This window comes from Pseudomonas sp. BMW13, assembly GCF_013357275.1.
GTDB lineage: Bacteria > Pseudomonadota > Gammaproteobacteria > Pseudomonadales > Pseudomonadaceae > Aquipseudomonas > Aquipseudomonas khazarica.
On the sequence record NZ_SUKD01000015.1, the window covers coordinates 34,453 to 48,272 of the forward strand.

The window sequence follows — 13,820 nt, forward strand, 5'->3', positions numbered from 1 at the left end:
GCGTACAGACCATGCAGCAGGCCACCGCCGAATACCTCAAGCAGTTCGACAACTACGTCGAGCAGCAGGGCAAGGCGCGCGAAGCCCGCCAGGACATGCGCACCGCTGCCGCCGAGGCGCGCGACCAGTTCGAAGTGATCGAACTGGACATGTATGACGCCGTGCGCGAACTGCGCCTGCAAGGTGACCGGCTGCGCGGCAGCGATCCGCTGACCCTGGCGGAAACCGCCTCCGGCCTGAGCAAGCGCATGCTCGATCTGCGCGGCCAGGAAAGCCTCTACATCATCGACGGCTCACCCAAGGCGCTGGAAGAGTGGGAGTACGTCAGCGAAGACCTGCAGACCGTCGCCCGCAGCCTCACCGTCTGGCTCAACGACGATCAGAAGGCGGCCATCGATACCGCCTTGCAGGCACTGACCCTGTACCAGCGCTCCTTCCTCTACTACCAGCAGCTGCGCGAACAGAACCATACGACTGAGAAGGCCATGATCGAGCGCGCGCGCTCGGTGGTCGACCTGGCGGACTCGGCCCAGGTCAGCGCTGAGCAGAGCATGCTCGGTGGCAGCCAGCGCGCCTTGCTGATGCTCGGCGTCATGGGCGCTGCGGCCATCGTGCTGGGTATCTGTGCCGCTTTGCTGATCACCCGCCTGATCGTCGGCCCGCTGCGCCAGAGCGTGAGCTTCGCCCAGCGTATCGCCTCCGGTGATCTCAGCCAGGACATCCCGCAGGACCGCCGCGACGAGGTCGGGCAACTGCTCGCGGCGATGCAGGACATGACCCTGAGCCTGCGCAACCTGGTGGGCCGCATCGGCGGTGGCGTCGGGCAGATCGCTGCAGCGGCCGATCAGCTGTCGGCGATCACCGCGCAGACCAGCGCCGGTGTGCAGACGCAGAAGCTGGAAACCGAGCAGACCGCCACGGCCATGCACCAGATGGCCGCCACCGTGCAGGAAGTGGCGCAGAACGCCGAGCAGGCTTCGCTGGCCGCGCGTGACGCGGACCTGGAGGCGCAGCAGGGCAATCGCGTGGTGCAGCAGGCCGTCGAGCAGATCGACAGCCTGGCCGGTGAAGTGGAGCACTCCGCTGAGGCCATCGCCGCGCTGAACAAGGAGAGCGCACGCATCGGCAGCGTGCTGGAAGTGATCCGCAACGTCGCCGAGCAGACCAACCTGCTGGCGCTCAATGCCGCCATCGAGGCGGCGCGTGCCGGCGAGCAGGGGCGCGGCTTCGCGGTGGTCGCCGATGAGGTACGGGCGCTGGCCAAGCGTGCGCAGGACAGCACCGAGGAAATCGAGACCCTGATCGCCAGCCTGCAGCGCATGGCCAAGGACGCCGTGCAGCAGATGGACAGCAGCCGCGACCTGACCCGCCGCACCGTGGAGCTGGCCGGCGAGGCGGGGGATGCCCTGGGGCGCATCACGCAGGCGGTCAGCACCATCGAGCAGATGAACCAGCAGATCGCCGCGGCTGCCGAAGAGCAGAGCGCGGTGGCCGAGGCGATCAACGAGAGCGTCACCCGGGTGCGCGACATCGGCGAGCAGAGCGCCACGGCGACCGAGCAGACCGCTTCCTCCAGTGCCGAGCTGGCGCGTCTGGGCGTGGAACTGCAGGGCCTGGTCGGGCAGTTCCGTACCTGAGTGACCCGCTTGCGGCTGCCTGATCAGGCAGCCGGGCTGAAGCGCTGGCCCGATATCGCCGGGTGATAGAGCGGCTGGACCTTGTTGCCGGCAGGGTCCAGCAGGTGAAAGCTGCGCGCGCCGTCGCCATGCTCGAACGGGCTGTCCAGCAGCGTCACGCCGCAGGCCTTGAGGTAGTGGTACCAGGCATCCAGCTCCTCGACGCTGTCGACGATGAACCCGTAATGATCGACCAGCGGCACGCCATGGCTCTCGGCGTAGGCGCGGCCGAGCGAAAGGTTGTCGTTGCCACAGGTCAGGTAGACCAGGTCCTCGTTGGCGCGATGCAGCAGTTGCATGCCCAGCACATCCACATAGAAACGCTCGCAGGCTTCCAGGTTGGGTACCAGCAGGGCCAGGTGGCGCAGGCCATTGAGGCGGGACGGGCGTTCGAGCATTTCTTTGCACTCCGTTATGTATACAATAATTATTCAAATATAAAACATATTGGAGGGTGCAGTGTACGTGCTATTGCTCAAGACCAGACTCAAGCCTGGCCGGTTCGACACGTTCATGTCTGCCATGCAGGTCAACGCCGCCGCCTCGGTGCGTGATGAGCCGGGCTGCCTGACCTTCGACCTGATGCGTGACCGCAGCGATCCCGATCTGGTCTGGCTGTACGAGGTGTATGTCGACGAGGCGGCTTTCCAGGCACATACGCACACTGCGCATTTCCTGGCCAGCCGCCCGCTGGTGGAGCCACTGATCGAGCGTCAGGACGCTATCGAGGCCGATATGCTGGCGCTCAATCCGTCGCGCTGAAGGGCGCACGGCCAGCCGCGGGCGTGATGCGCAGCGCGACCGCCGGCACAGCCTTCAGCCCAGGTGAAATCCGCCGTCGATGGGGATGACCGTACCGGTCATGTAGGCACCTGCGCTGCCGGCCAGGGTCAGGGCCAGGGCGGCCATCTCTTCCTCACGGCCCCAGCGCTGCATCGGAATCACGGCGGTATCGGCGGCCAGGGCGGCTTCATCCTCGGCGATGAAGCGGGTCATCTTGCTCGGGAAGCGCCCCGGAGCGATCACGTTGACGTTGATATGCTCGCTCACCAGTTCCTTGGCCAGCATGCGTGACAGCTGATGCAGGGCGGCCTTGCTCGGTCCGTAGGCATAGGCCTGTTCGCCCATGGCGCTGATGCCGGCCACCGAACCGATGTTGATCACCCGCGCCGGGCACGCTGCCGAGCCAGCCTCGCGCAGCAGGGGCAGCATCTGCTGGATGCAGCCGAACACCGAGGTAACGTTGAGCTGCATGACCTTCTCCCAGCCCTTGGCCGGGTAGCTCTCCAGCGGCGCGCCCCAGGTGGTGCCGGCATTGTTGACCAGGATATCCAGACGCTGGATGCGTTCGCCCAGCTCCCGCGCCAGCGCCTGCACGCCTTCTTCGCTGGCCAGGTTGGCGGCGATGCCGGTGCACTGGCCGAGCTGCGACAGCTCGGCGGCGGTCTGTGCGCAGGCCTCGCCGTCACGTGCGCAGACATAGACATGGGCGCCGGCTTCGACGAAGGCCTTGGCGATCATCAGGCCGATGCCGCGGGTGCCGCCGGTGACCAGGGCGGTACGCCCGGCAAGAGAAAAGTACGGATGCATGAAAAGGCCTCGCAGGATATTGAGGCCTTCACCCTAGGGCGTTGCAGCAGGTAAAGCAGGCATCATTGCCAACCGAAATGCCTGCTCATGTGTCTGATCAGGTGGCGGCCGTCTGCACATCGAGTACCCGAATTCGCCCCGGCTCCGGGTAGTGCCAGTGCACGTCCAGGTCCCAGAAGCGCGCGCCGTAGCGCCGGTCCGGCTGGGGTTGCTGGTAGGCCGGGCGCGGGTCCTGGGCCAGGCACTGTTCGATCAGCTGCACCAGGGGTTCGCCAAGGCGCAGGGCATGCTGCTGTGCCTGCCGCAGGGCGGCGTCCTGCCAGTCCACCGGAATCAGTGGCGGTGGCGCGTCGGCCATGCCGTTGTGCGCCTCGGCCACGCTGTCGGCGTAGGGCACGTAGGGCTTGATATCCAGCACCGGTGTGCCGTCGAGCAGGTCGATGCCGGACAGGTGCAGGCGCCCTGGTTCGACCCGTTCCAGGCGCACCACCGACTGACCGATACCATTCGGGCGGTGGGTGGCGCGGGTGCTGAACACGCCCACCGACTGGTTGCCGCCCAGGCGCGGTGGGCGCACCTTCAGGCGCGGCTTGTCTTCCAGTGCCTGGTGAAAGAGAAACAGCAGCCAGACATGGCTGACCTGTTCCAGCCCCTGCACGGCATCACCCTGATCGAAGGGCGGCAGCAGCTCCAGCACGCCGCGCGCAGCGGGGGCCAGATGCGGTTGGCGCGGGATGGCAAACTTTTCCTTGAAGCAGGAGTGGACGATACCGACCGGGGAAACCAGATGCTGCATGGCCCGACTCTCAGCGCCTGCTGACCGGGGCGTCGTATGCCACCCGGCAGCCCGCATCGCGGAACGGCCCGGTGAAGCGGATCCAGCCTTCGCCCGGGCTGGTCTGGGCGCAGGTCAGGTGGCCGTCGCTCTTGCTCTGCCAGAGGAAGAACGGCGCTGGCGCAGCGAAGCCGGGCAGGCTCAGGGCGAGCAGGGCGAGCAGGGCGATGAGGAGCAGGGTACGCATGATGGTGGTCTCCAGAGCGTGATGGGCACAGCCTAACACGGCCTCAGAAGCGTTCCTTGTCGCCCAGGTAGCGCCACTGCCCGAGCGGCAGCTTGGCCATCGGCACGCCGCCGATGCGGATGCGCTTCATCTCCCGTACCTGCAGGCCAAGCGCGGTGCACAGCGTGCGCAGCAGATCCGGCGCCGGGTTCTTCAGGGCGAAGCGCAGGCGTTGCTCGCTCTGCCAGCTGGCCTTGCACGGCGGGTATTGCACGCCCTTGTGCAGCAGGCCTTTCTTCAGGCGTTCCAGGCCGTTGGCGGGCATCTCGCCGCTGACCTCGACCAGGTATTCCTGTTCCAGTCTGGCGCCGTCCTCGCGCAGCTTGCGCTGGGCACGCCAGTCCTGGCTGAGCACTACCAGGCCGCTGGCGCCGTTCTGCAGCGGCAGGCTCTGTTCCTGGCGCAGGAAGTGACCGTGCAGGATGCGCTGGGCATGCGGGTCGTCCGCCCAGTGCTGGGCGGCACCGAGCTGGTGTTGCAGTGCGGCGGCGCTGCTACCGGCCGGCACATGTAGCAGCAGGCTGACCGGGTCGACCGGATCGAGGCTGGCACCGGGCAGCAGTTCCACCCGCTGCTGCTCGTCCACCTTGTGTTGCGGCGCCTCGATTACCTGGCCGTCGACGCTGACCCAGCCGCCGGTGATGTACAGGTCGGCTTCGCGGCGCGAGCAGCCGAACAGTTCGATGACGCGTTTGGACAGGCGGGTAGGTTCGCTCATGGCAGGGCTCTGGCAGGGAGGGGGGACAGATAGAAAGAAAAAGCCCCGCCGGAGCGGGGCTTGCAGGCAGTAGGCTCAGACCAGCTCGCCCCACATGTCGTATTCATCGGCATCGACGATGCGCACGCGCACCTTGTCACCGGGCTTCACGTTGGTGGCGTCGATGAACACGCTGCCGTCGATCTCCGGAGCGTCGGCCCAGGAACGGGCGACGGCGCCTTCGCCGTCCACTTCGTCGACCAGCACGTCCATCTCCAGGCCGATCTTGGCCTGCAGGCGTGCCGAGCTGATGGCCTGCTGGTGCGCCATGAAGCGCTCCCAGCGCTCCTGCTTGACGTCGTCCGGCACCGGCTCCAGGCCCAGGTCGTTGGCCGGGGCGCCTTCCACCGGCGAGTACTGGAAGCAGCCGACGCGGTCGAGCTGGGCTTCGCTCAGCCAGTCGAGCAGGTACTGGAAGTCTTCCTCGGTCTCGCCCGGGAAGCCGACGATGAAGGTGGAGCGGATGGTCAGCTCGGGGCAGATCTCGCGCCACTTCTTGATACGGGCCAGGGTCTTGTCTTCGAAGGCCGGGCGCTTCATCGACTTGAGCACTTTCGGGCTGGCGTGCTGGAAAGGAATGTCGAGGTAGGGCAACAGCTTGCCGGCCGCCATCAGCGGGATCACGTCGTCAACGTTGGGGTAGGGGTAGACGTAGTGCAGGCGCACCCATACACCCATGGCCGACAGGGCCTCGCACAGTTCGAGCATGCGGGTCTTGACCGGCTGCCCGTTCCAGAAGTCCAGCTTGTACTTCAGGTCCACACCGTAGGCGCTGGTGTCCTGGCTGATCACCAGCAGCTCCTTCACGCCAGCCTTGACCAGGCGCTCGGCTTCGCTGAGCACGTCACCGACCGGGCGGCTGACCAGCTTGCCGCGCATCGACGGGATGATGCAGAAGCTGCAGCTGTGGTTGCAGCCTTCGGAAATCTTCAGGTACGCATAATGACGCGGTGTGAGCTTGATGCCCTGCGGCGGCACCAGATCGATCAGCGGGTTGTGCTCGGTCTTCGGTGGAATCACCTCGTGCACCGCACTGACCACCTGCTCGTACTGCTGCGGGCCGGTCACGGCCAGCACGCTGGGGTGCACGTCACGGATGCTGTTCTCGGCCACGCCCATGCAGCCGGTGACGATCACCTTGCCGTTCTCGGCGATCGCCTCGCCGATGGCATCCAGGGATTCGGCCTTGGCGCTATCGATGAAGCCGCAGGTGTTGACCACCACCACGTCGGCATCCTGGTAGGTCGGCACGATCTCGTAACCTTCCATGCGCAGCTGGGTCAGGATGCGTTCGGAGTCGACGGTCGCCTTGGGGCAGCCAAGAGAGACGAAACCGACTTTGGGTGTGGCGGTGGACATGCGGGCTAACCTCTACGGGCGCCTGCGGGCGCCTCTGATCAAAAAGTGCGCAATTCTAGCGGCGCTCAGGGCGCTTGACCAGAGGCGTCTTCACCTCAATTGCGTCCGGGCAGCATGCGGGTCAGGGTGTTGTCGCGCATCACATAGTGATGGTACAGACCCGCGACGGCATGCAGGCCGATCAGCCAGTAGCCGGCGGTGCCGGCCAGCTCGTGCAGCTCCTTGATCTGCCCGGCCAGTGCCTTGTCCGGGCCGATCAGTGCGGGGAGCTCGAGGCCGAAGAAAGGGATGGGCTTGCCGGCGGCGCTGAGGATCAGCCAGCCGGCCAGCGGGGCGCCGATCATCAGGGCGTACAGCGCCAGGTGCATCAGCTTGGCGGCCAGTGCCTGCCAGGATGGCTGCGGCGGTACGATCGCCGGCGTGCTGCCCAGGGCCCGGGCCAGCAGGCGCAGCCAGACCAGAGCGAAAACGCCGAGGCCGAGCATGAAGTGCCATTGCTTGAGCAGTTCGCGGGTATCGCTGCCCTTGGGAAAGTTGCCCTTGAGTTCGATGCAGGCGTAGACGGCGGCGATCAGGATCAGCATCAGCCAGTGCAGGCCGATGGACAGGCTTCCATAGCGTGGTGGGGTGTTCTTCCAGTTCATTCAGGCTTTCCTCGGTCAATGTCCTGCGTCTGTGGCAGGTACGCCAAGAATAGGCCGATTGCCTTAAGCGAAGCTGAGGGAGGTCAATGCCGGAAACGAAAAAGGCCACTCGATGAGTGGCCTTTTTCTGAAGGTGGTTGCGGGAGCAGGATTTGAACCTACGACCTTCGGGTTATGAGCCCGACGAGCTACCAGACTGCTCCATCCCGCGCCGGCAATTCTACGCTTGCTTGAAACGTTGTCAATCGATTTGTTGCTTTTGATCGAAAAAGTTAATTTTTCGCCAAAGCAAAAAGGCCACTCATTGAGTGGCCTTTTCGTGAAGCTGGTTGCGGGAGCAGGATTTGAACCTACGACCTTCGGGTTATGAGCCCGACGAGCTACCAGACTGCTCCATCCCGCGTCTGTGGGTCGGCATTCTACCGACAGATATCTTCCTGTCAACCGCTATTTGCTAGAAAACTGTTTTCAACTCAGATGCTTAGCGTCAAACGCTCGTTGGACTTCAGGGGCCAGGCCAGGCTGGGCAAGGCCGCGAGGGGGGGCTGCGCAGCGAATCCATGGGGTTGCTCGACCCCGATGCGTGGGCCCCCCAGTCTACGGTCGGCAGCCCCCGGTGACGCTGAAGTCAAAAGGTGGCTTGCCGGTGCGGATCACCAGAACCTTGCCGAGGCGCTTCTGGCTCCAAGTCCTCTCGCGGTGGGGCAGCAAACCCGTTCAACGCAGTACGAAGTCAAACTTGGCGCAAACGCTGGTCGTTTGTTCAAGAATGTTTAACGGTGATTCTCGATTTTCGATATTGATGGTGAATTTGAAAATAATTACCGTGAGCTGAAACAAGTTTTAGTGATGCCTGGCTGAATATCGAGTGTCGCCACTCATGTTTTGCCGGCCGTGGAAGGTATTGCCCTGTATGAGCGAAAGTTTGCAGCGGGTGGTAATGACGAGTCGAACTTCAAAGGGAGAAGACACCGGCGCAGCCACGGAGGCCGTGTATGTCAAAGTTGGGTGATACTTGCATCGAGACTGGTTTTGCCGGGTTTACACATATCTTCGTCATGTTGCGAAATCTCGAACATGTTCGCACGGTCTATGGTGACGATTTCGTACATGCGCTGGTTAAGGAGATTTCGTTTCGGGGGCATAGTCGGGGCGCCATCATTTCCATGGTGGGTGAGGGCGCTTTTCTCATGCACATGCATGTGGGCTTTCCAACCAGTTACAACCTTGCCCAGCAGGAACTCGAGCGCTGGCAGTTGGTCTTGAGCGCACCACCCTTTGAGATAGAGGGTACTCCGATATTCCCGGTACTCTCGGTCGGTTTTGTCACGCTCGATCTGTTTGGTGCTCCATCTCTTGCGGAAATCAACCAGATAACTCCGCCCGCACCGATGCCGTTGCCGGAGGTGCATTGCTCCACCGACTGGCGCCTCTCCTATGAGAGTGACATGGAGTTTGCGGCTTGCTTCTACCGGGGCCTGGGCAGGCAGGATTTTGCGCTCGCCTTTCAGCCGATCGTGTCGCTTGGCGAGGCTGGGGAGACGCTGTACGAGGAGGGCCTGCTGCGTTCAGTCGAGAACCTGGCGCATAGAACGACTGCTGGGGAAGACACGATCAGCACGCTCGAGAAGCTGGGTTTGATTCGTCGTCTTGATCGCAGCGTGGTGCTGAGCCTGCTGGGCATGTTGCGGCAGGAACCTCAGGTGAAGCTTGGCTGCAACATATCTTCGAGCAGTGCAGTGGATGATGCCTGGTGGATATCCATTCTGGAGTTGCTGGCGCTGCGACCTGATCTGGCGTCCAGGCTGACGGTGGAAATTACCGAGTATCTGCCGATGCTCCATCCTGAGACGGCTGTTGATTTCGTTCGACGCCTGCAGACGCTGGGCTGCAGGATCGCAATAGATGATTTCGGTTCTGGATTCACGACGCTGGATTTCGTCAGGCGCGTTCAGCCGGACATCATAAAGATTCACGCGGGTTATCTCCATCGGGCGCGTGAAAGTGAACAATCCGTAGAGGTACTTAGTAACCTGGTCGGTATTTCATCACGGTTCGCCCCCAATGTTGTTATCGAGGGAGTCGAGAGCGAAGAAGACCTCGTCTTGGCCAGAGAAACTTCCGCGAACTGGGCGCAGGGGAACCTATTCAAGGCTCCCCAGTTGTGGCCGAGTTGGTCACGCCATCCTCTTTTTATTCGGAGTTCGTCGTTATGAGCGCCTCTGGAAGTTAGCAAATCCTGCGCGATACCGCCTGCACAACGTTCAAGTTTGCAGGCTGCTAGTTGATGGTGCTGCAAGTCGAATGGCTCGTCGTCATATGAATCAAGGTGCCTGTTCGCCTCGGGTTTCAATGCGCGCGTTCATGTTGGTTGGAGTGACCCTTATTGGTGTTGCAGATTGATAGAGAGTTTCTCTCGATAAGGGAACTTATGAGTCCGATTGATTGCTTAGTCCGGGATATCTTTCGCGGCCCCGTCAGGGTTGTATCCGTGTGGAGAACGCGTTACGGCACGTCCCGTTCGGTTGTTGTGCGGCGTGGCCTGCTGGCCGTCGGGCTGATTGGCGGCGTCGCATCGCTCTCTTCGGTTGAGGCCTATGAGGTGGCCGGTGGTACCGATTGCGTGGTCGCTGCCGATGACCGCATCGCGATCGGGGACGGCGCCAGCGCTTGCGAGAACGCGGCCATCGCCATTGGCAGCGCCGCTACGGTCACCGGTATGGACGGCATCGCCATCGGTTCGCAGTCCCAGGCCAGCGATATCAATGCGATCAATATCGGGGGCAACTTCAGCCTGTCTTCTGGTGCCAACTCGATTGGCATCGGCATGCAAGGCCAGGCGGCGGCTGGCAACGCCATCTACCTCGGGACCAACGCTCAGGCCATGGCGCTGAACGCAATGGCCCTGGGGGGCGAGTCCCAGGCATTGGGCGAGTCTTCCGTGGCCCTTGGTGCCTACGCCAATGCCGTTGGTTCCTACAGCCTGGCGCTGGGGGGCGGCGCGCAAGCTCAGTCGAGCGGCATGATCGTCATCGGCTCACTGGCCGGATCGGGGGCGATGGGCGAGCGGAACCTGATGGTTGGACAGAGCGCGGGCCAACAGATACAGGGGATCGACAATGCGTTCGTCGGCTTCGACGCGGGCTCCTACAGCGAAGGACAAAGCAATACCGGCATGGGGCATTTCACCTCGAACAATGTGCAGGGTGATTACAACTCGGCGTTCGGGGCCTGGGCGGGGCACAACGTCACAGGCACTGCCAATACGGCCATCGGTCTGGACGCCGGAATCGATCTGACGGGGTCTTACAACTTTGCCGGGGGAGCCGATGCCGGCAGGGATTCCAGTGGCAGTGCCAACGTCGCGACGGGCTATCAGGCGGGGCGGACCGTGAATGGCGACAACAACGTTGCCATCGGGTTATCTGCTGGCAGCAGTGTCATCGGTGCCGCCAATATCGCGCTGGGCGTTCGGGCTGGCTCGACTATCGAGACGTCGAACTCCGTCTCGATCGGCTATCAGGCCAGGGCATCCGCGACGGATGCCATTGCCATCGGCAGCAATGCCCAGGCGTCAGGCATTCAAGCGATCAGTATCGGCTTCGGCAACAGGGTCAGTGGCAACAAGTCCGGCGCCATTGGTGACCCGACGACCGTTTCCGGGACGGGGTCCTATTCGCTGGGCAACGACAACAGCATCAGCGCCGACGATGCGGGGGTGTTTGGCAACGGCAGTACGTTGCGGGCAACGGCTACCGGCAGTCGCATCATCGGTAACGGTAACGACCTGGATGTGGCTGATGCTTTCGTGATCGGCAACGTGGCGGATGTCACTGTGGCCGGAGGCGTGGCACTGGGTAATGGCTCCATCGCCGATACCGGCATGGGGATGGCGGGCTACAACCCGGCCAGCAATGCCATCGACCGCCTGGATGCGCGCATCGTCGCGACCGAAAGCACCACGGGGGCGTTGGCGGTGGGGGATGCCGGGAGTGCGGTCTTTCGTCAGATCACCGGTGTGGCTGCCGGTACCGAAGACAGCGACGCGGTCAACGTGGCGCAGTTGCGCAGTGTGAGTACGGCGGCCTATGCGGGATGGGGACTGAGTACCGGAGGCGGCGGGGCGATTAACCTGGCCCCGGGTGGTGAGGTCAATCTGCGCAACGCCGATGGCAACCTGGTCATCGGCCAGGCGACCCGCAACGGCCGTGAGGAGGTGACCTTCGACCTGAGCGATGACCTTGCGGTGACATCGCTGTCCGCCGGGAACGCCCTGCTCAATGGCAATGGCCTGACCATCGTGGGGGGGCCGAGCCTCACCGCCAGCGGCATCGACGCTGCCGGCACCCGCATCCTGAACGTCGCGGCAGGCGTGAATGGCGGCGATGCGGTGAACCTGTTCCAGCTCAACGAGACCAACGAACAGGTCACCCTGATCGATGGTCGGGTCAGCACGCTCGAGGGATCGCTGGCCACGCTCAACAATGGCGGCGGTATCAAGTACTTTCGCGCCAGCTCGAACAAGGCCGACGCGGTGGCGAGCGGTACGGACTCGGTCGCTGTGGGGCCCGATGCCCGGGCCAGCGGTTCCAGCGCCGTGGCGATGGGGAATGAGGCCGAGGCGTCGGGCCAGGGTGCGACAGCCGTGGGCAGCGCTGCCCAGGCGACTGGCGACAGCAGCGTGGCCATTGGCGCCAATGCCAGTGCCAGCCAGGCCAATTCGGTGGCGCTGGGCGCAGACTCGGTGGCCGATCGCGGGGCACAGGCGAACTACGCCGCCTTCGCGCTGAGCGGGACGCAGACTTCCGTGGGTGAGGTCGGTGTCGGCACTGCCGCAGGGAATCGGCAGATCACCGGGGTGGCTGCCGGCTCCGGGGACAGTGATGCCGTGAACGTCGCCCAGCTCAAGGGTGTCGACCAGAAGATCGCCGCGGTCAGCGGCGATGTGAGCCAGGTGACGAACGAGGTGAAGGTCGTCGATGCGCGTGTCACCCAGGTCGAGCGTGGTGATGCTGGCATGTTTCGGGTCAATCAGGGCAATGCACCGGTCGCGCCCCAGGCTGGGGGGCTGGACTCGGTCGCTGGTGGCTCGGGAGCCGTGGCCTCGGCTGGCAGCAGCGTGGCCATCGGCACCAGAGCCAGTGCCAGCCGGGAAAACTCCGTCGCCCTGGGGGCCAACGCGGTAGCGGATCGTGACAACAGCGTCTCGGTCGGCAGTGCCGGCGCGGAGCGCCAGATCACCAATGTCGCGGCGGGCACTCAGGACACCGATGCAGTCAACCTCGCTCAGCTGAACAGCAGCGTCAACGGCATCACCAGCAACGCCAACAGTTACACCGACCAACGTTTTGCCGAACTGAAGAACGACCTGCACGAGCAGGACGACATCCTCAGCGCCGGGATTGCCGGTGCCATGGCGATGGCCAGTCTGCCGCAGCCCTATGCCCCGGGCGCCAGCATGACTGCGGCGGGGCTGAGCAGCTATCGCGGCCAGTCCGCCCTGGCCATTGGTGTGTCACGCATTTCCGACAGCGGCAGGTGGGTGACCAAGCTGCAGGGCAACACCAACAGCCAGGGCGACCTGGGGCTGTCGGTCGGTATCGGCTACCAGTGGTGACCCTTGTTTCCCGAGAGCAGATGTAGCCGGCATTTCCAACATTCGAAGAACCAGAGGCACCTATGCTGAACATGACCGTTCCGAGCGGGAAAAAACCGCTGCTGCGCCCCTTCGGCATCACCCTTTTCGTGATGCTGACAAGTCTGGCTGGCTGCCGGAGCGAGCAACCCGCCACGCCGACCGTTCCGCGCAACTGGGTGAACATTCCGGCGCTGCCGATCATTCAGGATGCCGTGTTTTCGTTGTCGCCGACCTTCGCGGGGCAGCGCAACCACGCCGTGATGATGCAGGTGTGCGGACTGGCGCGTGGACAGGCCAAGCAGGAGCAGGTCAACGCATTTCTCGTTCAACAGAATGTCGATGTGGCCCATGTTCCCAAGCACGGTCACGACCTGTCGTTGCTGGTCAATTCTGACCGCTCTGCGCAGGCCACTGCCTGTGCCGCATACCTGGCGACCACGGTGCTGTCGCCGGTGGACGTGTCCGAGCTGACGGTGGCCGTCCCTCAGGGTGAGACGCAGAGCAAGGCGCCCGAACAGGGTAAGCAGCCGGTCTTGCAGGTCGACAATGCCCGCCTTGCCAACGTGTTGCCGCTCAAGCTGGCAGCAGCACGCGCCAACGCCGATGTGTTTGTTCTGATCGCTGCCGAGTTGCAGCGTCGTCCCGGTCTCACGGTCAACGAGTACCGCGAGCAGGCGACGCAGTTGTTCGAGAAGCTCGCGTCGGTCTATCTCGAGTGCATCGAGGCGCAGCTGCCGCCGGCAGGCTCCACGTACAAGCTGCTGCAGATGGACACTGATCGCTTCGCCTTCAGCAGCTCGGTGGGCAGTCTGTTCGAGTACGGCCGTGACGGCATGACCCTGCGCCAGAATGGCGTGATCTGGTACGGCCAGGGTGAGCTGATGGGGCAGGCCTATCCGTTGCAGGTGGCCTATTTCGAGCCGGCGATCGACGGTTTGCTGGCCCCGAGTGTCGAGCAACAGCCTTGAGATACTCCTGTGTGGTGCCTTGTCCCGAGATGAGCCGGTGTCACCGCGGAAATCATCAGGCAGCTGCGTATCCAGGCCGTACCTGACACGCCTCGCTCCGCTTGTCATCCCCGCTTTGCACCTGGAC

Annotated in this window: 12 protein-coding genes, 2 tRNA genes and 1 pseudogene; 6 read left to right on the plus strand and 9 right to left on the minus strand. The window is 63.6% G+C overall.

The window, feature by feature from the left end; translation table 11 throughout:
* Window positions 1-593: 593 nt before the first annotated feature.
* Window positions 594-779 (plus strand): annotated as a pseudogene (locus tag E4487_RS24865) (HAMP domain-containing protein); the annotation flags it as partial.
* Window positions 774-1,637 carry a methyl-accepting chemotaxis protein gene (locus E4487_RS24870; protein ID WP_373921525.1) on the plus strand — a complete coding sequence of 288 codons (864 nt, stop codon included), beginning with the start codon at window positions 774-776 and terminating at the stop codon, window positions 1,635-1,637. The pseudogene E4487_RS24865 and the gene E4487_RS24870, both read left to right, overlap by 6 nt.
* 23 nt (window positions 1,638-1,660) lie before the next feature.
* Here E4487_RS24870 and E4487_RS12815 read toward each other — a convergent pair whose 3' ends face one another.
* Window positions 1,661-2,074 (minus strand): VOC family protein, encoded by a 414-nt coding sequence (locus tag E4487_RS12815; RefSeq protein WP_150609028.1) that lies wholly within the window; start codon window positions 2,072-2,074, stop codon window positions 1,661-1,663.
* 61 nt (window positions 2,075-2,135) lie between these two features.
* Between E4487_RS12815 and E4487_RS12820 the strand changes: the two genes are divergently transcribed.
* Window positions 2,136-2,438: a putative quinol monooxygenase gene (locus E4487_RS12820; protein WP_175253526.1), complete on the plus strand. Its 303-nt coding sequence runs from the start codon at window positions 2,136-2,138 to the stop codon at window positions 2,436-2,438.
* A 54-nt stretch (window positions 2,439-2,492) separates the two neighbouring features.
* Here E4487_RS12820 and E4487_RS12825 read toward each other — a convergent pair whose 3' ends face one another.
* The 8 genes from E4487_RS12825 to E4487_RS12860 form a co-directional block, all read right to left on the minus strand.
* The gene (locus E4487_RS12825) at window positions 2,493-3,266 is read right to left on the minus strand and encodes an SDR family oxidoreductase (protein WP_037056891.1); all 774 of its coding nucleotides are present in this window, start codon (window positions 3,264-3,266) and stop codon (window positions 2,493-2,495) included.
* A 97-nt stretch (window positions 3,267-3,363) separates the two neighbouring features.
* Window positions 3,364-4,062 carry a tRNA (N6-threonylcarbamoyladenosine(37)-N6)-methyltransferase TrmO gene (gene tsaA / locus E4487_RS12830; protein ID WP_175253527.1) on the minus strand — a complete coding sequence of 233 codons (699 nt, stop codon included), beginning with the start codon at window positions 4,060-4,062 and terminating at the stop codon, window positions 3,364-3,366.
* Between the two features lie 10 nt (window positions 4,063-4,072).
* Complete coding sequence (locus tag E4487_RS12835) at window positions 4,073-4,288, minus strand: hypothetical protein (protein ID WP_175253528.1); 216 nt, start codon at window positions 4,286-4,288, stop codon at window positions 4,073-4,075.
* Window positions 4,289-4,331: 43 nt separating this feature from the next.
* Entirely contained in the window at window positions 4,332-5,045 is a 714-nt protein-coding gene (locus E4487_RS12840; protein WP_037056883.1) for an rRNA pseudouridine synthase, read from the minus strand.
* A gap of 75 nt (window positions 5,046-5,120) precedes the next feature.
* The gene (gene rimO, locus E4487_RS12845; RefSeq protein WP_037056882.1) at window positions 5,121-6,443 is read right to left on the minus strand and encodes a 30S ribosomal protein S12 methylthiotransferase RimO; all 1,323 of its coding nucleotides are present in this window, start codon (window positions 6,441-6,443) and stop codon (window positions 5,121-5,123) included.
* 95 nt (window positions 6,444-6,538) lie between these two features.
* Window positions 6,539-7,087: a cytochrome b gene (locus E4487_RS12850; protein WP_047587813.1), complete on the minus strand. Its 549-nt coding sequence runs from the start codon at window positions 7,085-7,087 to the stop codon at window positions 6,539-6,541.
* Window positions 7,088-7,221: 134 nt separating this feature from the next.
* Window positions 7,222-7,298, minus strand: a tRNA-Met gene (locus E4487_RS12855).
* Window positions 7,299-7,413: 115 nt separating this feature from the next.
* Window positions 7,414-7,490, minus strand: a tRNA-Met gene (locus E4487_RS12860).
* 592 nt (window positions 7,491-8,082) lie between these two features.
* Between E4487_RS12860 and E4487_RS12865 the strand changes: the two genes are divergently transcribed.
* The 3 genes from E4487_RS12865 (at window position 8,083) to E4487_RS12875 (ending at window position 13,693) form a co-directional block, all read left to right on the plus strand.
* Window positions 8,083-9,303, plus strand: coding sequence for an EAL domain-containing protein (locus E4487_RS12865; protein ID WP_175253529.1), 1,221 nt, complete (start codon window positions 8,083-8,085; stop codon window positions 9,301-9,303).
* Between the two features lie 215 nt (window positions 9,304-9,518).
* Window positions 9,519-12,704 carry a YadA-like family protein gene (locus E4487_RS12870; protein ID WP_175253530.1) on the plus strand — a complete coding sequence of 1,062 codons (3,186 nt, stop codon included), beginning with the start codon at window positions 9,519-9,521 and terminating at the stop codon, window positions 12,702-12,704.
* Window positions 12,705-12,766: 62 nt separating this feature from the next.
* On the plus strand, window positions 12,767-13,693 hold the full coding sequence (locus E4487_RS12875) for a hypothetical protein (protein WP_175253531.1): 927 nt from the start codon (window positions 12,767-12,769) through the stop codon (window positions 13,691-13,693).
* Window positions 13,694-13,820: the final 127 nt, after the last annotated feature.